The sequence below is a fragment of the Calidifontibacter indicus genome (genome assembly GCF_003386865.1).
GTDB lineage: Bacteria > Actinomycetota > Actinomycetes > Actinomycetales > Dermatophilaceae > Yimella > Yimella indica.
On sequence record NZ_QTUA01000001.1, the window covers coordinates 3,464,055 to 3,487,810 of the forward strand.

The 23,756-nt window shown below is 69.2% G+C and carries 27 protein-coding genes; 7 read left to right on the top strand and 20 right to left on the bottom strand.

Translation table 11 applies throughout. The features are described from left to right. Positions 1–94: 94 nt before the first annotated feature. Positions 95–1,054, bottom strand: coding sequence for a 23S rRNA (guanosine(2251)-2'-O)-methyltransferase RlmB (gene rlmB / locus DFJ65_RS16435; protein ID WP_115923957.1), 960 nt, complete (start codon positions 1,052–1,054; stop codon positions 95–97). Between the two features lie 4 nt (positions 1,055–1,058). Then, the gene (gene cysS, locus DFJ65_RS16440) at positions 1,059–2,501 is read right to left on the bottom strand and encodes a cysteine--tRNA ligase (protein ID WP_115923958.1); all 1,443 of its coding nucleotides are present in this window, start codon (positions 2,499–2,501) and stop codon (positions 1,059–1,061) included. A 76-nt stretch (positions 2,502–2,577) separates the two neighbouring features. Here cysS and DFJ65_RS18175 point away from each other — a divergent pair, with 76 nt between their 5' ends. Then, positions 2,578–2,928 (top strand): alkaline phosphatase family protein, encoded by a 351-nt coding sequence (locus tag DFJ65_RS18175; RefSeq protein WP_245950340.1) that lies wholly within the window; start codon positions 2,578–2,580, stop codon positions 2,926–2,928. A gap of 158 nt (positions 2,929–3,086) precedes the next feature. Here the strand turns inward: DFJ65_RS18175 and DFJ65_RS16450 are convergent, their stop codons facing one another. The 3 genes from DFJ65_RS16450 to DFJ65_RS16460 form a co-directional block, all read right to left on the bottom strand. After that, positions 3,087–3,740: an MBL fold metallo-hydrolase gene (locus DFJ65_RS16450; protein ID WP_115923959.1), complete on the bottom strand. Its 654-nt coding sequence runs from the start codon at positions 3,738–3,740 to the stop codon at positions 3,087–3,089. Then, a complete protein-coding gene (locus tag DFJ65_RS16455; RefSeq protein ID WP_115923960.1) occupies positions 3,740–4,837 on the bottom strand; it encodes an S-(hydroxymethyl)mycothiol dehydrogenase in 1,098 nt (365 codons plus the stop codon). The genes DFJ65_RS16450 and DFJ65_RS16455 overlap by 1 nt, the downstream gene beginning before the upstream one ends. A gap of 131 nt (positions 4,838–4,968) precedes the next feature. Further along, complete coding sequence (locus DFJ65_RS16460) at positions 4,969–5,526, bottom strand: copper chaperone PCu(A)C (protein ID WP_147301438.1); 558 nt, start codon at positions 5,524–5,526, stop codon at positions 4,969–4,971. A gap of 197 nt (positions 5,527–5,723) precedes the next feature. Between DFJ65_RS16460 and DFJ65_RS16465 the strand changes: the two genes are divergently transcribed. Beyond that, positions 5,724–6,206 (top strand): CarD family transcriptional regulator, encoded by a 483-nt coding sequence (locus DFJ65_RS16465; RefSeq protein ID WP_115923962.1) that lies wholly within the window; start codon positions 5,724–5,726, stop codon positions 6,204–6,206. Positions 6,207–6,220: 14 nt separating this feature from the next. Then, entirely contained in the window at positions 6,221–7,453 is a 1,233-nt protein-coding gene (ispD, locus tag DFJ65_RS16470) for a 2-C-methyl-D-erythritol 4-phosphate cytidylyltransferase (protein ID WP_115923963.1), read from the top strand. 233 nt (positions 7,454–7,686) lie between these two features. Here the strand turns inward: ispD and phoU are convergent, their stop codons facing one another. Further along, positions 7,687–8,352 (bottom strand): phosphate signaling complex protein PhoU, encoded by a 666-nt coding sequence (gene phoU / locus DFJ65_RS16475; protein WP_115923964.1) that lies wholly within the window; start codon positions 8,350–8,352, stop codon positions 7,687–7,689. Between the two features lie 222 nt (positions 8,353–8,574). On the opposite strand from phoU, the gene DFJ65_RS16480 reads away from it, so the two are divergent. Together DFJ65_RS16480 and DFJ65_RS16485 are read left to right on the top strand one after the other, a co-directional pair. Next, complete coding sequence (locus tag DFJ65_RS16480) at positions 8,575–9,756, top strand: sensor histidine kinase (RefSeq protein WP_245950342.1); 1,182 nt, start codon at positions 8,575–8,577, stop codon at positions 9,754–9,756. After that, positions 9,753–10,436 carry a response regulator transcription factor gene (locus DFJ65_RS16485; RefSeq protein WP_115923966.1) on the top strand — a complete coding sequence of 228 codons (684 nt, stop codon included), beginning with the start codon at positions 9,753–9,755 and terminating at the stop codon, positions 10,434–10,436. The genes DFJ65_RS16480 and DFJ65_RS16485 overlap by 4 nt, the downstream gene beginning before the upstream one ends. 107 nt (positions 10,437–10,543) lie before the next feature. On the opposite strand, the gene DFJ65_RS16490 is transcribed toward DFJ65_RS16485, so the two are convergent. The 3 genes from DFJ65_RS16490 to mshA are packed head-to-tail and all read right to left on the bottom strand — an operon-like array spanning position 10,544 to position 13,134. Beyond that, positions 10,544–11,287, bottom strand: coding sequence for a phosphoglyceromutase (locus tag DFJ65_RS16490; protein WP_115923967.1), 744 nt, complete (start codon positions 11,285–11,287; stop codon positions 10,544–10,546). A 42-nt stretch (positions 11,288–11,329) separates the two neighbouring features. Further along, positions 11,330–11,827 carry a type III secretion system chaperone family protein gene (locus tag DFJ65_RS16495; RefSeq protein WP_211308469.1) on the bottom strand — a complete coding sequence of 166 codons (498 nt, stop codon included), beginning with the start codon at positions 11,825–11,827 and terminating at the stop codon, positions 11,330–11,332. Beyond that, a complete protein-coding gene (gene mshA / locus DFJ65_RS16500; protein WP_115923968.1) occupies positions 11,824–13,134 on the bottom strand; it encodes a D-inositol-3-phosphate glycosyltransferase in 1,311 nt (436 codons plus the stop codon). Before mshA ends, DFJ65_RS16495 begins: the two co-directional genes overlap by 4 nt. A gap of 64 nt (positions 13,135–13,198) precedes the next feature. On the opposite strand from mshA, the gene DFJ65_RS16505 reads away from it, so the two are divergent. Next, on the top strand, positions 13,199–13,975 hold the full coding sequence (locus DFJ65_RS16505) for a class I SAM-dependent methyltransferase (RefSeq protein ID WP_245950344.1): 777 nt from the start codon (positions 13,199–13,201) through the stop codon (positions 13,973–13,975). A gap of 13 nt (positions 13,976–13,988) precedes the next feature. Here DFJ65_RS16505 and manA read toward each other — a convergent pair whose 3' ends face one another. From manA to DFJ65_RS16540, 7 genes are all read right to left on the bottom strand, one after another. Next, positions 13,989–15,116, bottom strand: a complete 1,128-nt coding sequence (manA, locus tag DFJ65_RS16510) for a mannose-6-phosphate isomerase, class I (protein WP_115923970.1) — start codon at positions 15,114–15,116, stop codon at positions 13,989–13,991. Next, positions 15,116–15,904 (bottom strand): alpha/beta fold hydrolase, encoded by a 789-nt coding sequence (locus DFJ65_RS16515; RefSeq protein WP_245950346.1) that lies wholly within the window; start codon positions 15,902–15,904, stop codon positions 15,116–15,118. The genes manA and DFJ65_RS16515 overlap by 1 nt, the downstream gene beginning before the upstream one ends. Next, entirely contained in the window at positions 15,901–16,221 is a 321-nt protein-coding gene (locus DFJ65_RS16520; protein ID WP_245950348.1) for a DUF2516 family protein, read from the bottom strand. Before DFJ65_RS16520 ends, DFJ65_RS16515 begins: the two co-directional genes overlap by 4 nt. A 64-nt stretch (positions 16,222–16,285) precedes the next feature. After that, positions 16,286–16,711 (bottom strand): D-aminoacyl-tRNA deacylase, encoded by a 426-nt coding sequence (dtd, locus tag DFJ65_RS16525; protein WP_115923971.1) that lies wholly within the window; start codon positions 16,709–16,711, stop codon positions 16,286–16,288. Between the two features lies 1 nt (position 16,712). Further along, entirely contained in the window at positions 16,713–17,684 is a 972-nt protein-coding gene (locus DFJ65_RS16530; RefSeq protein ID WP_115923972.1) for an asparaginase, read from the bottom strand. 111 nt (positions 17,685–17,795) lie between these two features. Next, entirely contained in the window at positions 17,796–18,479 is a 684-nt protein-coding gene (locus DFJ65_RS16535) for a hypothetical protein (protein ID WP_115923973.1), read from the bottom strand. Positions 18,480–18,556: 77 nt separating this feature from the next. Next, positions 18,557–18,901, bottom strand: coding sequence for a helix-turn-helix domain-containing protein (locus DFJ65_RS16540; protein WP_115923974.1), 345 nt, complete (start codon positions 18,899–18,901; stop codon positions 18,557–18,559). Positions 18,902–19,054: 153 nt separating this feature from the next. On the opposite strand from DFJ65_RS16540, the gene DFJ65_RS16545 reads away from it, so the two are divergent. Continuing rightward, a complete protein-coding gene (locus tag DFJ65_RS16545) occupies positions 19,055–19,318 on the top strand; it encodes a hypothetical protein (protein ID WP_115923975.1) in 264 nt (87 codons plus the stop codon). Positions 19,319–19,591: 273 nt separating this feature from the next. Here DFJ65_RS16545 and pstB read toward each other — a convergent pair whose 3' ends face one another. The 4 genes from pstB to pstS form a co-directional block, all read right to left on the bottom strand. After that, on the bottom strand, positions 19,592–20,368 hold the full coding sequence (gene pstB / locus DFJ65_RS16550) for a phosphate ABC transporter ATP-binding protein PstB (RefSeq protein ID WP_115923976.1): 777 nt from the start codon (positions 20,366–20,368) through the stop codon (positions 19,592–19,594). A 30-nt stretch (positions 20,369–20,398) separates the two neighbouring features. Beyond that, positions 20,399–21,304, bottom strand: a complete 906-nt coding sequence (gene pstA, locus DFJ65_RS16555) for a phosphate ABC transporter permease PstA (RefSeq protein WP_115923977.1) — start codon at positions 21,302–21,304, stop codon at positions 20,399–20,401. Further along, the gene (gene pstC / locus DFJ65_RS16560; protein WP_115923978.1) at positions 21,301–22,314 is read right to left on the bottom strand and encodes a phosphate ABC transporter permease subunit PstC; all 1,014 of its coding nucleotides are present in this window, start codon (positions 22,312–22,314) and stop codon (positions 21,301–21,303) included. Before pstC ends, pstA begins: the two co-directional genes overlap by 4 nt. A gap of 94 nt (positions 22,315–22,408) precedes the next feature. Then, entirely contained in the window at positions 22,409–23,572 is a 1,164-nt protein-coding gene (gene pstS / locus DFJ65_RS16565; RefSeq protein ID WP_115923979.1) for a phosphate ABC transporter substrate-binding protein PstS, read from the bottom strand. Positions 23,573–23,756 lie beyond the last annotated feature (184 nt).

Sequence of the window (23,756 nt, forward strand, 5' to 3'; positions counted from 1 at the left end):
ACACAGACGTGCCAAGGGCACCGACGAAGACGGGCACCGAACGGTTCCCTCACCGTCCAAGTGACGAAACGTGAGCGGAGACGACCGGGCGCGGTCAGCGCGCGGCGCGCGAGGTGGCGATCTGGTAGAGCGTGACCGACGCGGCGATGCCGGCGTTGAGCGACTCCACCGACGAACTCATCGGCACCGACACGATCTGATCGCAGGTCTCGCTGACGAGGCGGGACAGCCCCTTGCCCTCCGACCCGACGACGACCACCAGCGGCTCGGTCGACAGTTCCAGTTGCGGCAACTCCACGTCGCCGTCCATGTCGAGACCGATCACGAAGAAGCCGGCCTTGCGGAAGTCCTCGAGGGTGCGGGTGAGGTTGCCGGCGAGCGCCACCGGGATGCGGGCCGCCGCCCCGGCGGACGTCTTCCAGGCCGAGGCGGTCATGCCGGCCGAGCGGCGCTCGGGCACGATCACGCCGTGGCCGCCGAACGCGGCCACCGAACGGATGATCGCGCCGAGGTTGCGCGGGTCGGTGATGCCGTCGAGCGCGACGACCAGCGGGATGCCGGGGGCCTCGGGGTCGATGAGGTCGCTCGGGTGGGCGTAGTCGTACGGCGGGATCTGCAGGGCCAATCCCTGGTGGACGGCGCCGTCGGTCAACCGGTCGAGCTCGCCGCGCGGGGTCTCCAGGATCGGGATCGCCCGGTCGGCGGCCAGCTTCAGCGATTCCTTGACGCGGTCGTCGGAGTCGATGCGACCGGCGACGTACATGGTGGTCGCGGGCACGTGCGCCCGCAGCGCCTCGACGACCGAGTTGCGGCCGGCGATCATCTCCGACGACGGCTTGCCGCGTCGGCTGCCACCGGAGCGCGAGCCGCCACCGGAGGTGCCACCGGAACGCTGGGCGTCCTTGTACGCCTTGTGGTTCGGCCGGTCGGCCGCCTTCGGCGTGGGGCCCTTGCCTTCGAGCCCGCGCCGGCGCTGCCCACCGCTGCCGACGACCATCCCCTTCTTCGAGCCGCTCTTGCGCACCGCGCCGCGGCGCTGGGAGTTGCCTGCCATGGGATCAGTCCTTCGTCTGCTGGGCGGCGCGTTCGGCCGCCGACATAAGTGACCAGCGCGCACCGTCCGGGGTGTCCTCGACCACCACACCGGCGGCGGTCAGCTGGTCGCGGATCGCGTCCGCGGTCTGGAAGTCGCGCGAGGCCCGCGCCTGCTTCCGGGTGGCGAGCAACACCTCGACCACCTGACCGAGCGCGTCGTGCGACCGGTCGTTCCCCTCCGAACTCCATTGCGGGTCAAAGGGGTTGACGCCCAGCACCTCGGTCATCGCGACCACCTGCAGGGCGAGGTCGGCGGCGCGCTCGTCGTCGCCCTCGTCGAGGGCGGTGTTGCCCTCACGGATGGTTTCGAAGACGACCGACAGGGCGCCGGAGACGTTGAGGTCGTCATCCATCGCGGCCGCGAACGCCGCGGGCACGGTGACGAACTCCCCCGGCTCGGGCGGCTGCGGCAGCGCCCGCTCCAGGAAGGTCTCGAGGCGGTCGATCGTCGCCGACGCCTCCTCCAACGCTCCGTCGTGGTACTCGATGGTGGCGCGGTAGTTGACGGCGCTGAGGTAGTAACGCAGCGCCAGCGGGCGCACCTTCTTGGTGATCTCGCCGATCGCAAGGGTGTTGCCGAGCGACTTGCTCATCTTCTCGCCGCCGAGGGTGACCCACCCGTTGTGCAGCCAGTAGCGGGCGAAGCCCAACCCGGCCGCACGCGACTGCGCCTGCTCGTTCTCGTGGTGCGGGAAGCGCAGGTCGATGCCGCCGCCGTGGATGTCGAACTCGTCGCCGAGCCAGCGCCGCGCCATCGCCGAGCACTCCAGGTGCCAGCCGGGGCGACCCGCACCGAAGGGCGTGGGCCAGCTCGCACTCTCCGGCTCGCCCGCCTTGTGTCCCTTCCAGAGCGCGAAGTCGCGCGGGTCGCGCTTGCCGCGCGGGTCGGCGTCGGCCGCCGCTTCCATGTCGTCGATCTTCTGCCGGGTCAGCGAGCCGTACTCGGGCCAGGAGCGCACGTCGAAGTAGACGTCGCCGCTGCCGTCCTCGGCGGCGTAGGCGTGACCCTTCTCGATGAGGATCTCCATCAGGTCGACCATGTCGGTGACGTGCCCGGTGGCGCGCGGTTCGTACGACGGACGCGCGACGCCGAGCAGGTCGAGGGCGTCGTTGGTCTCGCGCTCGTGCCGGTAGGACCACTCCTGCCAGGGCACGTCGTGCTCGGCCGACTTCGCCAGGATCTTGTCGTCGATGTCGGTGACATTGCGGACGAGCGTCACCCGGTAGCCGTGTCCGGTCTCGAGCCAGCGGCGCAGGATGTCGAACGCGACCGCGAACCGCACGTGGCCGATGTGCGGCGAACCCTGGGTGGTGAGTCCGCAGATGTACATGCCCACCTGGCCGGGGCGCACGGGTTCGAAGGGGCGCAGCTCACCGGCTGCACTGTCGAAGAGCTGCAGAGTCACACGCGGGATTCTAACGGTGAACGCGGCCTCCCCCGACGTCACCGAAAGGTCACCGGGGATTCGCCCTCCTCCAAGGTTGTATGCAGGCTGTCGGGAAGACGCGGCCGTCTGCACCCAGGCTGCGGCCGCCGGCGTGCCGATGCGCGGCGGCTACGTCGACCGCTGCGGCCCGGGCACCCGCCAGCCGCTGCTGGTCATCTCGCCCTACGCCAAGTCGGACTTCGTCGACCACACCCAGACCGACCAGTCCTCGGTCACCAAGTTCATCGAGGACAACTGGGGTCTCGGCCGCATCGGTGACGGCTCGATGGACGCCCAGGCCGGCTCGCTCGACAACATGCTGCACCTGCCGAACCCGAAGGCGCCGCAGGTGATCCTGAACCCGTCGAACGGAACGGTGGTCTCGGCCTCTCGCAAGGTGAGCTGACCGGAGCCTGGCCGCCCGGGCCACGAAAGTTTGCTGATTTGAGCACTTCCGTCGCGTGTCGCACACACTTTCGGGGAGGGTGACACAGTCGGCGCTGACCGAATACGAACGAACCCCGCCGGACTTCCCGGCGGGGTTCGTTCGTATTCGGTTGTGGCTCAGGCGCCTTCGGGGCGCTCCCAGCCGTCCTGCCCGGCGGCCTCTTCGCCGATCGTGGTCGAGTCGCCGTGTCCGGTGAAGACGACCGTGTCGGCCGGCAGCGCGAACAGCTTGGTGCGGATCGAGGCGGTGATCGTGTCGTAGCTGCTGAACGACCGCCCGGTCGCGCCGGGGCCGCCCTGGAAAAGGGTGTCTCCGGTGAGCACGGCCCCGAGTTCGGGGATGCGGAAGCAGACCGCGCCCGGGCTGTGGCCCGGGGTGTGGATCACCTCGAGGTGCACCTCGCCGACCTCGAAGCGGTCGCCGTCGGCGAGTTCCCGGTCGGGGGCGACGTCGTGCACGCGGTCCCACAACATGCGGTCGGCGGGGTGCAGGTAGGTCGGGGCACCCGTCGCCTGCGCGACCTCCCGGACGGCGGTGATGTGGTCGTCGTGGCCGTGCGTGCTGAGCACCGCGACGACCTTGCGGTCGCCGATCGCCTCGAGGATCGGGGCGGCCGTGTGGGCGGCGTCGACGACGATGCACTGGGCGTCGTCACCGACGATCCAGACGTTGTTGTCGACGTCCCAGGTGCCGCCGTCGAGGCTGAAGGTGCCCGAGGTGACGACCCGTTCGAGCTTCGTGTCGCCTTGTCCGGCAACCACTTCGGCCATCAGGCCTGCTCCCCGATCACGACGACGGAGCGCAGCACGTCGCCCTTGTGCATCTTGTCGAAGGCCGACTCGAGGTCGTTCAGCGAGATCTTCTCGGTGACGAACGCGTCGAGGTCGAACCGGCCCTGCCGGTAGAGGTCGATGAGCATCGGGAAGTCGCGCGAGGGCAGGCAGTCGCCGTACCAACTCGACTTCAGCGACCCGCCGCGTCCGAACACCTCGATGAGCGGCAGCTCGATCTTCGTGTCGGGGGTGGGCACACCGACCAGCACGACGGTGCCGGCCAGGTCGCGCGCGTAGAACGCCTGCTCGTAGGTCTCCGGACGGCCGACGGCATCTACCACGACGTCGGCGCCGAAGCCGCCGGTGAGTTCGCGGATGGCCTCCACGGCGTCCTGGCTCTTGGAGTTGACGGTGTGGGTGGCGCCGAAGGTCTTGGCCTGCTCCAGCTTCCGGTCGTCGACGTCGACGGCGATGATCGTGGTCGCACCGGCTACCTGTGCGCCGGCGATCGCGGCGTTGCCGACGCCACCACAGCCGATGACGGCGACCGAGTCGCCGCGCCCGACCTGGCCGGTGTTGACGGCGGCACCGAAGCCGGCCATCACGCCGCAGCCGAGCAGGCCGGCCGCCGCGGCGGACGCCGACTCGTCGACCTTGGTGCACTGACCGGCGGCGACGAGCGTCTTCTCGATGAACGCGCCGATGCCGAGCGCCGGCGACAGCTCGGTGCCGTCGGTCAGGGTCATCTTCTGCGTGGCGTTGGCGGTGTTGAAGCAGTACCAAGGCTTGCCCTTGGCGCAGGCGCGGCACTGCCCGCAGACCGCACGCCAGTTGAGGATCACGAAGTCGCCGGGGGCGACCTCGGTGACGCCCTCGCCGACGGCCTCCACGCGTCCGGCCGCCTCGTGGCCGAGCAGGAACGGGAACTCGTCGTTGATGCCGCCCTCGCGGTAGTGCAGGTCGGTGTGGCACACCCCGCACGCCTCGATCGCGACGACCGCCTCACCGGGGCCGGGATCGGGAACGACGATGTCGACGACTTCGGTGGGTGCGCCCTTGGCGCGGGCGATGACGCCCTGGACGGTCTGCGGCATTGCGGCCTCCTCGGGACGAATTTTCTGGCTCGTGCCCACCCTACGAAGGTGCGCCGAGCAACGAGACGGCGGCCCGATCTCCGGGATGGAGATCGGGCCGCCGACGCGTTCGTTGCTCAGTGGTTCGTTGCTCAGTGGCCTTCGGCGCTGGGCTTGGACTCGTCGGTGCGGCTGCCGGGGTGGTCGGCCGTCGCGCTGCCGTAGGGAGCCTGGTCGAGCACGACCGGAACGGACACCTGCTTGCTGCCGCCGTCGGCGGTGGCGAAGGTGACCGGCAACTGCTCGCCCGGGGCGACCGGAGTCGCGGCGACCTGCACCGGCGGCACCGTGGCGGTGCCGTCGCCGCTGGGCTTGCCGTCGAGGCGCACCGACTGCAGCGCCGGAATCGTGATCGTGGTGGCCGAACCGCCCTGCGGGGTGACGACCAGCTTCGCCGGGGACGTGCCGTTGTTGGTGGCGAGCCCCTGCATCGAACCCTTCTGGCCCTTGCCCGCGGACACGACGAGAACGTTGGTGATCTTCACCGAACCAACCGTCGCGATGTTGCCGTCGGCCGCCACGTACTGCATGTCGGTCGTCGGGTCACTGAAGTAGAAGCAACCGGTCAGCGTGGTCGAGGCGACGCCGGCGACAAGCATCGCTCCAGCGCCACGGCGGACGGCCTGCCGGGAAGTCACACGTCGCATCACACCCCGGATGGTACCGGTCGCCGGACCGTCGTGGACCCCTGCCCCACACAACCGCGCGCGCACCACAGCCGGGCGCCGATGTCAACCCCTCATCCACCCCGGTGGAGGGGGCCCGCGCGCCGCTGACCAGCACAAACGGTTTCTGTGACCCCGACCACCCGTGGTATCCTGGTGTTCGCGAAAGGGGCACACAACACATGGTTTTCAAGGTCGGCGAGACGGTCGTTTACCCGCACCACGGGGCGGCGCTCATCGAAGAGATCAAGGTCCGAACGATCAAGGGCGTGGAGAAGCAGTACCTCGTCCTGAAGGTGGCCCAAGGCGACCTCACGATCGAGGTTCCGGCGGAGAACTGCGATCTGGTCGGCGTCCGCGACGTCGTCGGCAAGGAGGGCCTCGACCGCGTGTTCGAGGTGCTGCGCGCAGACCACACCGAGGAACCCACCAACTGGTCGCGCCGCTACAAGGCGAACCTGGAGAAGCTCGCGTCCGGTGACGTGATCAAGGTCGCCGAGGTCGTCCGCGACCTGTGGCGCCGCGATCAAGACCGCGGTTTGTCGGCCGGCGAGAAGCGGATGCTGGCCAAGGCGCGCCAGATCCTCGTGTCGGAGTTGGCGCTCGCCGAGCACACCAACGAAGACACCGCCGAGGCCACGCTCGACGAGGTTCTCGCGTCCTGAGTCACGCAACAGACATGAACGACGCCCACGGAGTTTCCGTGGGCGTCGTTGTCGTCGCCGCGGGCATGGGCACCCGCCTCGCTGCGGGCATCCCGAAGGCGCTGGTCGAGATCGGCGGCGAGCCGTTGGTCGTGCACGCGCTGCGCTCGGTGCGGGCCGTCGGCCGCGTGCGCCAGGTCGTGGTCGTGGTGCCGGCCGGTCATCGGGCTGAGTTCGCCGGCGTGCTCGGCGACATGGTGGGAGATGTTCTGCTCATCGACGGCGGCGCCGAGCGCACCGACTCCGTCGCCGCAGGTCTGCGCGCGCTCGCGCCGGACGTCGAGATCGTGCTGGTGCACGATGCCGCCCGGGCGCTCGCCCCGGCGACGCTGTTCGATGCCGTCATCGACGCGGTGCTCGACGGCGCCGACGCGGTGGTGCCCGGGCTGGCCGTCGTCGACACGGTCAAGCAGGTCGACGGCGGCGGCACCGTCGTGGCCACTCCCGACCGTTCGTCGTTGCGCGCGGTGCAGACCCCGCAGGGTTTCCGCCGCTCGGCCCTCGACGCCGCGCACGCCCACGGGCTGCAGGCTACCGACGACGCCGCTCTGGTCGAGGCCGACGGCGGACGTGTCGTGGTGGTGCCCGGGCATCCCGCCGCCCTCAAGGTGACGGTGCCGGCCGATCTGGACGCCGCGCGGCGCCTGCTGGCGCCGTCCGAGAGCACCGAGTCGGAGGACACCGAACCGGAGAACGCCGAACCGGAGAACACCGAACCGGAGGATTCAATGCTCTTGCCGCGCACCGGGATCGGCGTCGACGTGCACGCGTACGCCGACGACGACCGCACGCTCTCGCTCGCCTGCCTGACCTGGCCGGGCGAGCGCGGGATCGAGGGCCACTCCGACGGCGACGTCGCGGCGCACGCCGTGTGTGACGCGCTCTTGTCGGCGGCCGGTCTCGGCGACCTGGGCACGCAGTTCGGGGTCGACCGTCCGGAGATGAAGGGTGCGACCGGCGCCGCGATGTTGGCCGACGTCGTCCGCACCCTTGCCGCGGCCGGTTGGCGCATCGGCAATGTGAGCGTGCAGATCGTCGGCAACTCCCCCAAGGTGGGTCCGCGCCGTGAGGAGGCCCAGCAGGCCATGTCGGCCGCGCTCGGTGGAGTGCCGGTCTCGGTGTCGGCCACCACCACCGACCACCTCGGCTTCCTCGGACGCGGCGAGGGCATCGGCGCGATCGCCAATGCCCTCGTCACAAAGAACTAGAGCCAGAACCAGCCAGAACCAGACGCTCCAACCCGCAAACGCTGCAGTCCCCTGCAGACGCTGCTGTTGCAACAGCAGCACCTGCAGGCGAGCGCAGCGTCTGCGGTAAGTATCTGCCGGCGGTGGCTCTCCGGTGACCACAGCGACAGGCTCACGCAGGCGGGACGGCTGAGGCCCCCAGCAGGAACGGAGTGACTGCTGGGGGCCTCAGCCGAAGGAGCCTGCCAAAGGAACTATCGGCTGAGACCCTCGTCCGGATCGCCGTAGCGGCCGGTGACCAAGTAGACGATGCGGTTGGCGACGGCCACCGCGTGGTCGCCGAAGCGCTCGTAGTAGCGCGAGAGCAGGGTGATGTCGACCGCGGTCTCGGTCGGGTGGTCCCAGCGCTCGGAGTGCAGGGCCTGGAAGATCTGGCGGTGCAGTTCGTCCATCTTCTCGTCGGCCTGCTGGATGGCGAGGGCGGCGTGGACGTCCTTGCTGTCGATGGCCTCACCGGTCTTGGCGGCGAGGTCGATCGCGCACTCGGACATCGCGGTGATGTGCGGCAGCACCTCGGCGGGCACGGCCCGGTTGGGGTAGCGCATCCGCGCGATCTTGGCGATGTGGCGGGCGAGGTCGCCCATGCGCTCGATGTCGGAGGCCATGTGCATGGCGGTGACGACCATGCGCAGGTCGGTGGCGACCGGCTGCTGGCGGGCGAGGAGGTCGACGGAGAGGTCGTCGACCTGGCGGCGCACCTGGTCGATGTCGTCGTCGGCAGCGATGACACTCTCGGCGATCCCGAGGTCGGCGTTCACCAGCGCCTCGGTGGCGCGCTTCATCGCCGTGCCGACCATGCCGGTCATGGCCACCAGCTGGTCGGAGACACGATCGAGATCGTCGTGGAAGGCGTTACGCATGCGTGGATCGTCCTTGCTTCGTGGGTGGTTCCCCGGATGTCTTCGAGGCACCTGTCGGTCTGTCATTCTGCCGCAGATCCGTCAGTGCCGAGCTGAGGTTCGCAGGCTGCGATGAACACCTTCGAACGCGAAGGTGAACGGCAGATAGACCGCAGTCGTACCCCCGTCGCGGCTGGCTCACCGGGCGCGGCGGGTCTGTGCGACCCGCGTACATTGAGCCGCGTGTTGGAGGTTGTGATCGCGGTGGCGGCGTTGGTCGTCGGGCTGGTTGCCGGTTGGGCAATAGGCCGTGTCGCGCGTTCGGCCACCCCGACGCAGCCGGCCGTCTCGGCCGTAGCGACCCCTGAACCGATCGGCGCACAGGCCGCCGAGATCCTCGATGCGTTGCGGTCGATCTCGCTGGTGGTCGACGCGTCCGACCGGGTGGTGCGTTCGTCGCCGTCGGCGTCGGCGCTCGGCCTGGTGCGCGGCCCGGAGATGGTGCACGACGAGTTGCGGACGCTGGTGCGCACCGCCCGCCGCGACCAGGACCTCCACGAGGTGGAGCTCGAACTGACCCGCGGTTTCAACGGTGCCGGACGCCTGGTGCTCGGTGTCCGGGTGACACCCCTGTCGGGTGGTCACGTGCTGGCGCTGATCGACGACCGCTCCCAGCTGCGCCGGGTCGAGGAGACCCGACGCGACTTCGTGGTCAATGTCAGCCACGAACTGAAGACCCCGGTGGCCGGTCTGAGCCTGCTCGCCGAGGCCGTCGTCGACGCCAGCGACGACCCCGACGCCGTCCGCCGTTTTGCCGGCCGGATGGGCACCGAGACCGCGCGCCTCAACCAGTTGGTGCAGGAGATCGTCGAGTTGTCGCGGCTGCAGGTCGCCGAGACCCTCGACGCCCCCGAGCGGGTCGACGTCCGGGCCTGTGCACTCGACGCCGTCGAGCATCTGCGCCTGGTCGCCGATGACCGCAACATTTCGATCACCACCGACGACGACGGGTCGCCGGCCGAGGTGTTCGGTGACGCGAATCTGGTGACCACAGCGATTCGCAACCTCGTCGAGAACGCGGTGAACTACTCGGCCGACGACACCCGCGTGACGGTGACCGTGAAGGGCAGCGCCGACCTGGTCACCGTGGCGGTCAAGGACCAGGGCAGCGGCATCCCCGCGGCCGAGCTCGACCGGGTGTTCGAGCGGTTCTACCGGGTCGATGCCGCCCGCTCCCGCCGCACCGGCGGCACCGGCCTCGGCCTGGCGATCGTCAAGCACGTCTGTGCCAACCACGGCGGCGAGGTCACCGTGTGGTCCGAGGAGGGCCACGGGTCGACCTTCACCATCCGCCTGCCCGCGGCGCAGCCCCAGAATCCCACCCCCGGCGAACCCGCCGAACCAGTCCGAAAGGTGACGACATGACCCGCATCCTCCTGGTCGAGGACGAGGAGTCGCTCTCCGACCCGCTCGCCTACCTGCTCGGGAAGGAGGGCTACGAGGTGGCGGTCGCCGAGACCGGCCCGGACGCCCTGCTCGAGTTCGACCGGGGCGGCGCCGACCTGGTGCTGCTCGACCTGATGCTGCCCGGCATGTCCGGCACCGAGGTGTGCCGCATCATCCGGCAGAAGGCGAACGTGCCGATCATCATGCTGACCGCGAAGGACAGCGAGGTCGACAAGGTCGTCGGGCTGGAGCTCGGCGCCGACGACTACGTCACCAAGCCCTACTCCAGCCGCGAACTGCTCGCCCGCATCAAGGCGGTGCTGCGCCGCGGCCAGGGCGAGGGCGAGCTGCTGCCGGCCACCCTGCAGTCGGGTCCGGTGCGGATGGACGTCGAACGCCACACCGTCAGCGTCAACGGCGAGTCGATCTCGTTGCCGCTCAAGGAGTTCGAGCTCCTCGAGCTGCTCCTGCGCAATGCCGGACGGGTGCTCACCCGGGGCCAGCTGATCGACCGGGTCTGGGGCAACGACTACGTCGGCGACACCAAGACCCTCGACGTGCACATCAAGCGGCTGCGCGCCAAGATCGAGGACGACCCGGGCAACCCGAGCGTGATCGTCACCGTGCGCGGGCTGGGCTACAAGTACGAAGGCAACTAGACCCCTCCGCGAAAGTTTGCGCGACACGCACCGAAAGCGCACTGCGATGTCCTGCGACAGAACACGCACCGAAAGCGCACACCCTCGCAACCTTTCGCGGGTTGGGGTCAGCGGCCCTGGTTGGCCACTGCCTCGGCGGCGGCCTTGGCGGCCTCCGGGTCGAGGTACTCACCGCCGGGCACCGTCGGCTTGAGGTCGTCGTCGAGGCGGTAGACCAGCGGCATCCCGGTGGGGATGTTGAGGCCGACGATGTCGTCGTCGGAGATGCCGTCGAGGTGCTTCACCATCGCGCGCAGGCTGTTGCCGTGGGCGGCGACCAGCACGGTGCGTCCGGCCAACAGGTCGGGCACGATCGCTTCGTCCCAGTAGGGCAGGAAGCGCTCGATGACGTCCTTGAGGCACTCGGTGCGCGGGGCCTCGTCGCCGAGGTCGGCGTAGCGCGGGTCGGCGTCCTGGGAGAATTCCGCGCCGGGCTCGATCGGCGGCGGCGGCACGTCGAACGAGCGGCGCCAGGTCATGAACTGCTCCTCGCCGAACTCCTCCAGCGTGGCCTTCTTGTCCTTGCCCTGCAGCGCGCCGTAGTGACGCTCGTTGAGGCGCCACGAGCGGTGCACCGGGATCCAGTGCCGGTCGGCGACGTCGAGGCTGAGGTGGGCGGTGGTGATCGCGCGACGCAGCAGCGAGGTGTGCACGACGTCGGGCAGGATGTCAGCGTCCCTCAGCAGTTTTCCGCCGTTCGCGGCCTCGGCCCGACCCTTGTCGGTCAGGTCGACGTCGACCCAGCCGGTGAACAGGTTCTTGGCGTTCCATTCGGACTCGCCGTGACGCAGCAGCACGAGTGTGTAGGTCATGTCCGCAGCCTAACCAGTCGCGATGTTCGATCGGGCGGCTGTTCAGGCCAGCAGGTGCTTGAACGCCTCGAGGTTGCGGGTCGACTCGCCCCGCGAGACGCGCCAGTCCCATTCCTTCTTCATCGAGGTGAGGAAACCCAGCACCAGCAGGTCGTTGAACGGCTCGTCGGCGGCGTGCAGCAGCGCGCCGAGCAGGTTGTCGAGGTAGGTCTCGTCGACGGCGGTGTGCGGCACGCGTCCGGTGACGTAGACGTCGCCCGAAGAGTCGATCGCGTACGCGAGCCCGGGCAGCCGCAGGTTGCGCCGCAGCAGGAACTTGTAGAACTCCAGGTGGTTCTCGTCGGGTTGCCGGACGACGAACGCGGTGGTCCGCAGGTCGTTGTCACCGACCGTCAGCGAGGCGACGGTCTTCAGCTTCTTCTCCCCCGGCAGCGTGACGACGTACTCGCCGTCGTCGACGCCCGGCTCCCATTCGAGGTCGTTGTCGCCGAGCACGCGCTCGATCAGCTCGCCCACCTGCTGCCGGTTCGCCCCGCTCACGGCACCACCGCCGTCGGCACGGTGGAGAAGTCGACCACGGTGGCCGCCTGCGACACCTCGGCCTCGCAGGCATGCCGGTAGACCTCGAACAGCTTGTCGGTCGTCGCCTCCCAGGAGAAACCCTGAGCGCGTTCGATCGCCTTGTCGCGCAACATCTTCCGCCTCGGTTCGTCGTCGAGCAGGGTGGAGAGTTCGGTGGCCCAGACGGCAGGGTCGTGCGAGTCGACCAGCACACCGGCGTCGCCGATCGCGGTCGGCAGCCCGCCGACCTTCGCCGCCACCACGGGGGTGCCGCAGGCCATCGACTCGATCGCCACCAGACCGAACGACTCGGAGTGCGACGGCACGACGGTGAGGTCGGCGGCGACGAACCACCGGGCCAGCTCGGGTCGGATCTGCGGCGGCACGAACTGCACGACGTCGGCCACCCCGAGCTCGCGGGCGAGCGCCTGCAACGCACGCGGCTTCTCCCGGCCCGACCCGCTCGGCCCACCGAGCACGGCCACCACGAGCCGCTCGCGACGCGACGGGTCGGCTGCGATCATCTCGGCGGCGGCACGCACCAGCACGTCGGGCGCCTTGAGCGGCTGGATGCGGCCCACGAACAGCAGCACCTCGGCATCGACCGGCAACCCCAGCCGGGCACGGGCGTCGGCCTGATCACTGGGGTGCAGCACCTCGAGGTCGACGCCCGGCGGCACCACCCGCACCCGCTGCGGATCGGCGTCGTAGAGATCGACGAGCTCGCGGGCCTCGGTGTCGGTGTTGGCGACCAACCAACTGGCCACCTTCACCACCTGCTCCTCGCCGATCTCCCGCCCCTTCGGCTCGGGCCGATCACCCTCGGCGAGCGCGCGGTTCTTCACCTTGCTCATCGTGTGCATCGTGTGCACCAGCGGCACATTCCATCGGTCGGCCGCGAGCCAGCCGACCTGCCCGGAGAGCCAGTAGTGGGAGTGCACCAGGTCGTAGTGCCCCTCGGGAACGCTCGCGACCAGCCGCATCACCCCGGCGGCGAACGCGCACAACTGGCCCGGCAGGTCGTCCTTGTCGAGACCCTCGTACGGGCCGGCGTCGATGTGCCGGACGGTGACGTTCGGGGCGAGGGTGACGACTTCGGCCAGGCTCGCCGACGTGCGCCGGGTGAAGATCTCGACCTCGACGCCGCGCGCGCCGAGCCGCTTGGCGGTCTCGACGACGTAGACGTTCAGACCACCGGCGTCGCCTGTGCCCGGCTGATCGAGCGGCGAGGTGTGGACGCTGATCATTGCCACCCTGCGCACCGGGCATCCGCTGCTGTCGACCATGGCTCCAGTCTCTCACCGACCTCATTAGGCTGGCGCGGTGGCGAGGGTGCGACCGGTCGGGACGGTGACCAGAGGGACGACCAACCCCAACCGCCTGCGCCGCTGCGACCGCTGGGTGGTGGCCACCCAGCGCGAGGCCCTGCTCGCCCCCGTCGCCCCGCCGCTGGTGGTCGACCTGGGTTACGGCGCCTCGCCGATCACCGCGGTCGAACTGCGCGACCGACTGCGGGCCGTGCGCCCCGACGTCCGGGTGGTGGGGGTCGAGATCGAACCCGAACGGGTCGCGGTGGCGAAACCGTTGGAGGACGACACGCTGAGCTTCCGGTTGGGCGGCTTCGAGTTGCCGGTCGAGGGCGAGGTCGACGTGGTGCGGGCGTTCAACGTGCTGCGGCAGTACGACGAGTCGCAGGTCGCGCGGTCATGGCAGATCGTGCAGCGGCGCCTCTCGCCCACCGGGGTGTTCGTCGAGGGCACCTGCGACGAGATCGGACGCCTGGCGACCTGGGTCGCGCTCGACCGCGAGCGTCCGCTCACCTTCACCCTGTCGTGGCGGCTCGGCGGCCTGCAGACCCCGTCGATGATCGCCGAGCGCCTGCCGAAGGTGCTCATCCACCGCAATGTCGAAGGCGAGCCGATCCACCGACTGCTGCGCGACCTCGACCGGGCCTGGGCGACGGCCGCCCCGCACGCGTCGTACGGCGCCCGCCAACGGTTCCTGGCCACCGTCCGGTTGGTGCGGGAGTGGGGGTGGCCGGTGCGCGACGGCGTCCGTCGGCACCGGCTCGGTGAGCTGACGCTCGACTGGTCGGCGGTGGCGCCGAACGGGTCCGAGTTCGGTTGAGTCGTAACGGGGTTCAGCCGACGAGGCCGGTGGTGGCGATGTAGGCGGTGCCCTGGCCGTGCAGGGTCACCCGGCCGGTCGAGGCCGGCACGAAGCACGACTGCGCCGGGCCCAGATGCATCTGCCGGTCGCCGTCGTCGAGCGTGATCGGGCCGCCCAGGCCGAGCACGATGCGCGGCTTGTGTCGACCGGGCACCTCGATCGGCTCGTCGCCGGGCAGCACCTGGTGCAACTGGAAGTAGGGCACGTCGACCGGGAAGCTGTGCAGTCGTCGGTCGCCGTCGGGCACCTCGGGCAACACGGCCCGCTCGGTGTCGACGATACGCAGCAACTCGTCGATGTTGATGGTCTTCGGGGTGAGCCCGGCACGCACCACATTGTCGGAGTTGGCGAGGATCTCGACGGCCACCCCGCTGACGCCCGCGTGCAGCACCCCCGCCGGCACGAACACGTAGTGCCCGGGCGGCACGATCTGGTGCCGCATCATCAGCAGGACGGCCGCTCCGACGTCGCCGGGGAACTGTGCGGCCACTCGGTGCACCGCCTCGAAGTGCGGCATGTCGGTGCGGGCGGCACAGGCAGCCACGACCTCGTCGGTGAGTTCACGCTGGTCGGCCCGGTCGGCCTTGAGCACGCTGCGCAGCAGGTGCCGCACGTCGGGAGCGTCCTGCACCAGCTTCTCGAAGCGACGACACTCGAGTTCTGTTGCGATCGAAGCGATCTCATCAAAGGTGAGGGTGCCGACGAACGCCTCGAAGGGCGTGATCGCCAGCCACCCCTCGGGCTTGGGCCAGTTGTCGACGTAGGTGCCGCTCGGCGCGGTGAGCGCCTCCTCACGGCTCGGGTGGGCCTGGATCGACAGCGCCTGCACCGGAGCGAGCAGCTTCAGCAGAAACGGCAGTCGCCGCTGGAACTGCCCGACCGTCGTCTCCCCCAACATGCCCACGGGGTCGGACGCGATCAGCCGGTCGAGCGTCGTCGGCCCGTCCGCGCCGCGCACCCCGCAGGGCGCCTCCTCGTGCGCGCCCATCCACAGCTCGGCTTCGGGGTCGGCGGTCGGGCCCGGCCGGCCGGCGAGTTCGGCGAGGGCGGTGTGCGAGCCCCACGCGTAGTTGCGGATCACCGGGTCGAGTCGGTACATCACGCCAGGAACTCCCGCACGAGTTCGCGCACCCGCGCGCGGTGCGACCACAGGATGCCGCCGGGTGGCAGCACCTCCAGCCGCGCATTCGGCACGAGTTCGGCGATCTCGCGACCGACCCACAGCGGGTGCGCCGGGTCGTCCTGCTGGGTGATCACCAGCACCTGCGCCGTCACCCGGGTCAGCGACTGCCGGTCGTGCAGCGCGGTGGCGTGCGGGATGGAGCGCAGGGCTCGGGAGACGTCGGTGCGCACGATCGTGTCGGCCTGGTCGCGACACCAGTTGCGCACCACCTGCTCGTCGCGGTGCTCGGCCGGCTGATCGAACAGCAGCAACTCGGTCACCCCGTCGGTGTCGTGCTCCTGCGCCAGCCGGCCCATCTCCAGCAGCCACTCGAGGGCGCTGTCGGTGCGCGGGGTGTCGAGCACCGCCGGCAGCGCGAGCACGACCCGTTCGAACCGGTCGGGGTCGCGTTCGACGAGGTGGCAGATCGCACCGGCGCCCATGCTCACCCCGAGCGCGTTCGTCGCGCCGACGTGGGTGGCGACGGCGTCCAGCTCGTCGGCGAGCGCCGAATAGGTCCAGGCCGATTCGGGCGAGCTCGAGGCGCCATGGCCGCGGAAGTGGAAGTAGGTCTGGCTGCCGGCGACGCCCGACCCGAACGGGCGAGTGGTGGCGATCGAACCGGCAAGTCCGTGGGCGAACACCGTCGAGGGGCGACCGGTGCCGGTGGTGAGGTACTCGATGCCGCCCTGTGGATACGTGAGGATCGAGGTGCGGGTGCTCACCACGGCCGGTGGGAGCTACCGCCGCGTCGGGATTCGACCTGCTGCAGGGCCGGACGGACATCGGCGAGGTACACCCCGGCCGCGACGACCGCGATGATGCCGAAGAGGCCCAACGGCCGCTGCACGACCAGCAGCGCGAAGACCGCGGCGAGACCGATGATCAGCAGCCAGCGCGGCTTGGTCATCTTGCCGGAGGCGCGATAGGCGTCCTCGCGGTGGCGCAGCGCGTCGACGAAAGCGAAGACGGTGGTGGCGAGCAGCGCAAGACCGAGCACCATCGCGACGGTGGACTGGATCTGGAAGAGCGGCTCGAGCACACCACCAGCCTAGACGACATCCCCACGGGCGACGGTCGGACGGTGGGCGCGGGCTGGGCGCGGGTCAGACCTCGACGAGCACGGTGAACGGTCCGTCGTTGACCAACGACACCTGCATCATCGCGCCGAACCGGCCGGTGGCCACCTCGACCCCGAGGTCGCGCAACTCGGCGGCGAGTGCTTCGAGCAGCGGTTCGGCAACAGCTCCGGGGGCGGCCGCGCTCCACGACGGACGGCGTCCCTTCTTGGTGCTGCCGTACAGGGTGAACTGGGAGACGAGCAGCACAGGCGCCGCCTCGTCGAGCACCGAGCGTTCGTCGCGCAGGATGCGCAACTCGCTGATCTTGCGGGCCATCGCGCTCACCTGCGCAGCGCCGTCGTCGTGGGTCGCCCCGACGAGGGCCACGAGCCCGGGGCGGTCGATGGCACCGACGATCTCGTCGTCGACGCTGACGGACGCCGTGGTGGCGCGTTGCAGGACGGCGCGCACCTCAGACCGCCCGCACCGACCCGACGGGCTCGCCGTGGCCGAGCACCGGCGACGCCGCCAACCGGTCGAGCACCTCGGCGTCGACGCCGATCCGACGCAGCGCGTCGGCCAGCACCACCGGCCGGGCTCGCTGGGTGCCGTCGGCGATCTTCACCGCGACGCCACGTCCGTCGGGCAGGCCGACGGCGTAGAACGCCTCGGCGCCGTCCTTGGCGATGACCCCGGGCAGTCCGCGGATGAGGTCGGTGACGTCGCGACGGGTGCCGCCGAGGAACTCCGGAGAGGCGCGGATCGCGTCGGCGACCCGCTGCTGCGGGCCGTCAGCGGCGGCGGCCAGACGACCGAAGGCCAGCGCGAGGCCGCGCGGCGAGACGGCCATCACCGGTGCGCCACACCCGTCGACGCCGGTAGCGGCCACTGGCTCGTCGCAGAGTTCGGCGAGGGTCTGCGCCATGGCGACCTGCAGGGGGTGGGCCGGGTCGCGGTAGGTGGCGGTGTCCCACCCGTTGACGACGCAGGTGACCAGCATCGCGGCGTGCTTGCCGGAACAGTTCTGCGCGATGGAGGTCGGGACGCCGTCGGCGGCGAGCCACTCGCGCTTGGCCTGCTCGTCGTAGGGCAGGTCGGGGGTGTTCTGCAGGTCGGCCTCGGTGAGACCGGCGCCGGCGAGGATGCGGCGCACCCCGTCGAGGTGGAACGACTCCCCCGAATGGCTGGCGGCCGCCAGCGCGAGCAGGTCGTCGCGCAGGTCGAGGCCGGCCCGCACCATCGCCAACGCCTGGAGCGGCTTGTTGGACGAGCGTGGGAAGGACGGTGCCGAAGCATCACCGCGTTCGAGCAGCACACTGCCGTCGGCATCGACCGCGACCACGACGCCGCGGTGCACCGACTCGACGAAGCCGCTGCGCTCGACGACGGCGACGACCGGTGCCTCGGCCAGGGATCGGGTGGAGTTCTCGCTCGCGTTGCTCACCCGAGCAGGTTATCGAGGCACGACGAAGCCCCCACCAGGGGCGCGGTGGGGGCTTCGCTCGGTGAGCCGGAGCCGGGTCTCAGACCCGGTTCACAGCAGGCTCAGTTGTGTTCAGGCGTCAGCCTTCGGCGCGGCAGCGGTGGTCGAAGCCGGCTTGGTGGCCGAAGCCTTGGTCGCCGGAGCCTTCTTGGCGGCCGGGGCCTTCTTCGCGGTGGCCTTCTTGGCGACGGTCTTGCGCGCCGGACGCTTCGCAGCACCCTCCTTGGCGGCACCCGAGCGCACCTGGGTGCGGGCCTCGGCCTCGACCTTGCCGGCGGCGTCGGCGACGACTTTGGCGGCGTCCTTGCGGCCGGCGGCCACGGTAGAGACAACGGTCTGCTGCGCGTCGGTGACCTGCTTGCGGGCGGTCTTCTGCGCGTCGGTGACCTGCTTGCGGGCGGTGGCCTCGAGGCCGTCGACCTGCTTGCGCAGCGACTTGACGACCTTCTCGCCACGCTTGGCGTACGCGAAGTACTGGTCGTTCGCCTCGATGCTGACCTCGTCGATGCGCTTGGTGGCGGTGGCCGGGATGGCCTCGACCTGGTCGCGCACGTCGGCGACGCGCTTGGTCAGCTTGGCCTGCACGGCGGACGGCTTGAGCTCGGCGCGCAGCGACTGCATGCGGGCGTCGGCGTCGGAGTACGCGGTCAGCGCACGGTCACGAACGGTGGTGTAGACGGTGTCCGCGGCGCCGACAGCGGCGTACAGCGGGGTGGCGTCGGTGAGGGACTTCTTGATGTCGAACTTGGTGGCCATGGCCACTCCTTCCGAATGGTTTCGAGTCAGTTACTCGGGGGCTCTTGGGAGATGTCGTGCTGCCGAAGCGGGCAGCGTCACTCGTCCAAGAAGGATGAGTAGAGGTCCAGCAGGACCTTGCGCTGCTTGGCCGTGAGCAGCGGGTCGGACTTGATCGCCACGCGGGTGTCGATCATCGCCTCGGCCTCGCCGACCTCGTCCAAGATCCCGGCCTGCACGTAAAGCTGTTCGGCCGAGATCCGCAACCCCTTCGCCAGCGACTGGAGGATCTCCGCGCTCGGCTTCTTCAGTCCCCGCTCGATCTGGCTGAGGTAGGGATTGGAGATTCCCGAACGCTCCGCAAGCTGCCGCAAGGAAAGCTGCGCCTGCTGGCGCTGCTCCTTGAGGTAGCCGCCGAGATCGCTGACGGGGTTCGGTGTCATGGCTTCATTATGCTAACTGTAGTTAGCACTTTGCAAGCCAGAGCAAGCGTGAGGCCTGTCACACCCGCGAATTGCGTGCATTCACAGGTGATCTCACCCACAAGGGTGAGACCGGGCTGGTCAGCACCCGGCACCCAGCCGTACCGTTGTCGCGTGGCAAAGGGCAAGAAGCGCGTCCCCGTCCGGCTGAAGTTGAAGCCACCAATCGGCGGCACCAAGAAGCTCACCGTCGAGGTCAAACCCGAACACCTCACCGAGGACGTCGGCAGTTTCACCTTCGGCCTGTGCACCGTGTGCGACTGGCGTGGCCCCGGCCGCCGCTCCCGCGAGAAGGCCCGCGACGACGTCAAGGCCCATCGCGCGAAGCACCCCGAGCACGGCAAGCCGGTCGTCGCCGCGGGCGAAGTCAAATCCTGATCACGCCCGCGACGGACTGTGTGCCCCGACACTTTCCACAAGGCTGGAACAAACCGGCGACGCCGAGGGTTAGTCTCTTACGTGTTCGGACGGCGGCAGCCCCGGGTCCCAAAATCAGCCGCTACGAGCGGCCACGCGCCGTGAGGCGCTCCCCGTCCGGATACCACCGAGGCCCGCTCCACTTTCGTGGAGCGGGCCTCGTTCGTCCCGTGCGGGCCGACACACCGCGCGTCGACGACTCCCCCTGACCGTCGTCGCAGCGAGCGGGTGCGATCAGCCGAAGCGACCGGAGATGTAGTCCTCGGTGGCCTTGACGCTCGGGTTGTTGAAGATCGTGGTGGTGTCGTCCATCTCGATCAGCTTGCCCGGCTTGCCGGTGGCGGCCAGGTTGAAGAACGCGGTGCGGTCGGACACACGGGCGGCCTGCTGCATGTTGTGCGTCACGATGACGATCGTGTAGTCCTCCTTGAGCTCGTGCACGAGGTCCTCGATCGCGAGCGTCGAGATCGGGTCGAGGGCCGAACACGGCTCGTCCATCAGCAGCACCTGCGGCTGCACCGCGATGGCGCGGGCGATGCACAGACGCTGTTGCTGACCACCGGACAGACCGGCACCCGGCTTGTCGAGGCGGTCCTTGACCTCGTTCCACAGGTTCGCACCGACCAGCGCCTGCTCGGTGCGCTCGGCGAGTTCCTTCTTGTTCTGCATGCCGTTGAGGCGCAGGCCAGCGGTGACGTTGTCACCGATCGACATGGTGGGGAACGGGTTCGGACGCTGGAACACCATGCCGACCGTGCGGCGCACGCCGACCGGGTCGACACCGTTGGCGTAGAGGTCCTGGTCGTCCAGCAGCACCTTGCCCTCGACGCGTCCGCCCGGGATCACTTCGTGCATCCGGTTGAGGGTCCGCAGGAAGGTGGACTTGCCACAACCCGACGGGCCGATGAAGGCCGTCACCGAACGCGGCTCGATGGTCATCGAGACGTCCTCGACCGCCTTGAAGTCGCCGTAGAAGACGTTCAGGTCCTGGACGTCGATGCGCTTACCCATGTACGTGATTCCTTGTGTCTTAGCGGGGGTTCAGGACTTGACCTTGCTCATCCGGCTGATCAGCCGGCCGAGCATGTTGAGGATGAGGATGAGCAGGATCAACGTGAGCGAGGCCGCCCACACGCGGTTCGCGGTGGCGTCCAGACCCATGTTGTCGCGCCCCTCGTTGATCATCGTGGGCAGCGTCGGCATGAGGCCGCTGAACAGGTTGACCCAGATGCCCTTGAAGTAGGGACCGAGGATGATCAGCGGTGCCGTCTCACCCATGACGCGGGCGAGGCCCAGCAGGACGCCGGTGACGATGCCGGAGAAGGCCGTCGGCAGCACGATCTTGGCGATCGTCTTCCACTTCGGCACACCGAGTGCGTACGACGCCTCACGCAGTTCGTTCGGCACCAGCTTCAGCATCTCCTCCGTCGACCGCACGATCGTCGGCACCATCAGCAGGGTGAGGGCGAAACAGACGGCGATCGGCAACCGGTTGAAGCCGAAGGTGGTCACCCAGAGGGCGTAGACGAACAGCGCGGCGACCACCGAGGGAACACCGGTGAGGATGTCGACCATGAAGCTGACGGCCTTGGCCAGCTTGCCGCGGCCGTACTCCACCAGGTAGATCGCGGTGAGCACACCGATCGGCACCGAGATGAGCGCGGTGACTAGGGCCTGGATCAGGGTGCCCTGGATGGCGTGCGCCGCGCCGCCGCCGACGCGGCGGTTGGTGATGCCGTCCTGGGAGTGGGTCCACCACTGCGACTCCAGCAGCAGGTTGCCGCCCTTGACCACGACGGTGCCGAGGATCCAGACCAGCGGGATCATCGCGACGAAGAACGCGAGCCACATGATGATCGTGGCCGCGCGGTCCTTGGCCACCCGGCCGCCGGACTTGGACCCGATCTCGACGTGTCCGCCCTTGGCGGTGGTGTCTACGGTGCTCATTCGGTGAAGGCCTTCCGGCGCTCGATGACGATTCGGGCGATCGCGTTGACGACGAAGGTGAGGATGAACAGCACCAGGCCGGCAGCGATGTAGGCGCCGGTCTTGCTCGGAGTGTCGAACTCACCGGCGTTGTTGGCGATCTTGGAGGCGAAGGTCTCACCGCCGGACAGCAGCGACCAGTTCCAGTCGGAGCCCTCGGCGAGCGCCGAGACGATGAGCATCACGGCGAGGGTTTCACCCAGCGCGCGACCGAGCGCGAGCATCGCGGCCGAGATGACGCCCGGGCGCCCGAAGGGCAGCACCGCGGTGCGGATCATCTCCCACTTGGTGGCACCGAGCGCGAGCGCGGCCTCCTTGTGCGCGGGCGGCGTCTGCGCGAAGACCTCACGCGAGAGAGCGGTGACGATCGGAAGGATCATGATCGCGAGCACGATCGACACGAACAGGATCGAACTGCCGACGCTGTTGCTGGCGTCGCCGAACAACGGGATCCAACCGAGGTACTTGTTGAGGAAGGTGCCGACCGGGTCGAAGTACTGGGCCACGATGTTGGCGCCCCAGAGGCCGTAGACGATCGAGGGCACCGCGGCCAACAGGTCGACCAGCGACGCGGCCGGCTTGGCGAGCCACTTCGGGGCGTAGTGGGTGAGGAAGAGCGCGATCGCGACGCCGAGCGGCACCGCGATGAGCATCGCGACCACCGAGGAACTGACGGTGACCCACAGCAGTCGGGCGATGCCGTAGTGCATGTTGTTCGGGTCGGACACGTTCCACGCCTGCGAGGTGAGGAAGTTGTCCTTGTTCTTGCTCAGCGCCGGCACTGCCTGGGCGATGAGGAACACGCCGATCAGGGTCACCACGGCGATCACGAAGAGACCGGCTGCGGTGGCGGCGCCCGCAAAGAGCTTGTCGCCGAGCCGACCGGTGCCGGCGCCGTCACCCTCGAGCGGCGGGCGGCCGTCGGGCTCGGGGGTGCTGTCGGAGGCGGAGACTCCGGTGATGGAGGTCATGCGTGCCTACCTATCGTGCTGTCACAGAACTGGGTGGAACGTGAAACGAGGGTGGTGGGATCGACGCGCGGTCGACCCCACCACCGACGGTGAATCAGCTGATCGCCGCGATGGCGGTCTTGACCTTGCCGGAGATCTCGGTCGGGAGCGGAGCGTAGCCGATCTCCTCGATCGCCTTCTGCTCCTCGTCGGAGGCGAAGAAGTTGAGGAACGACTTCACGCTCGTGCCGACCTTCGCGTCCGGGTACTTCGAGCAGACGATCTCGTAGGTCACCAGGATGATCGGGTAGGCACCCGCGGTCTTGGTGGCGTAGTCGAGCTTGAGCTTCAGGTCGTTGCCCGAGCCCGAGATCTTCGCGGCGGCGACGGCCTTACCGGCCGACTCACCGGTCAGCTCGACGGCGCCCGCGCCGTTGTCGATCTGCGCGTAGGACAGCTTGTTGTCCTTGGCGGCGCCCCACTCGACGTAGCCGATGCCACCGTCGGTCGACTTCACCGCGGAAGCGACACCAGCGGTCTTGGCCTTGCCCTCGCCCTTACCGGTCCACTTCTTGGCCGGCTCGGCGGTCCACTTGTCCTTCGCCGAGGCGGCGAGGTACTTGGTGAAGTTCTCGGTGGTGCCCGACTCGTCGGAGCGGAAGAACGGCTTGATGTCGGTGGCCGGCAGCTTCGCGTCCTTGTTGATCGCGGCGATCGCGGTGTCGTTCCACTTGGTGATCTTGCCGTTGAAGATGTCGGCGATCACGGCCGGGGTGAGGACGAGCTTGTCGACGCCCGGCAGGTTGTAGGAGACGGCGATCGGGCCGGTGACCATCGGGATGTTCCAGGCCGGCGAACCGCATGCCTTGTCGGCCTCGGTCTGCTCGACCTTGCCGTCCTTGGCCTCGGTCTTCAGCGCCGAGTCGGAACCGGCGAAGTTGACCTGCTTGGCGATGAACTGCTTGATGCCGGCGCCCGAACCGGTGCCGTTGTAGGTCACGGTGGCCGAGGAGCACTTGTCCTTGTAGTCCGAGATGACCTGGTCGATGGCGTTGCCCTGAGCGGTCGAACCCTCAGCGGTGATGCTGGTGGTGCCGCACTCGTCAGCAGTGCTGTCGCCACCGCCCGAGGAGGACGAGCCGGCGGCGGAAGAGGACGACGAGGAGTCGCCACCGGCGCTCGAGCTGGAGCCGGAGTTGTTGTCGCTACCGCAGGCGGTCAGCGCGAGGGCGGCAACAAGTGCCACGCTCGCTGCGCGGCCGGAACGCGTGATCTTCACGGGGAATACCTCTCAAGGGGTGACTCTCAGGACGCCGGCCAAACACCGGACGTCAGTGAAGGTAGGCAGGCCACGTGACCGGATGGCCCTCGTTCGGTGAACAGACGATGAACGAGGTCCATCGAAATATCCCCTCAGGTCACGATTCTGCTAGCGGAACCGCGGGATCGTGACACGGATCACG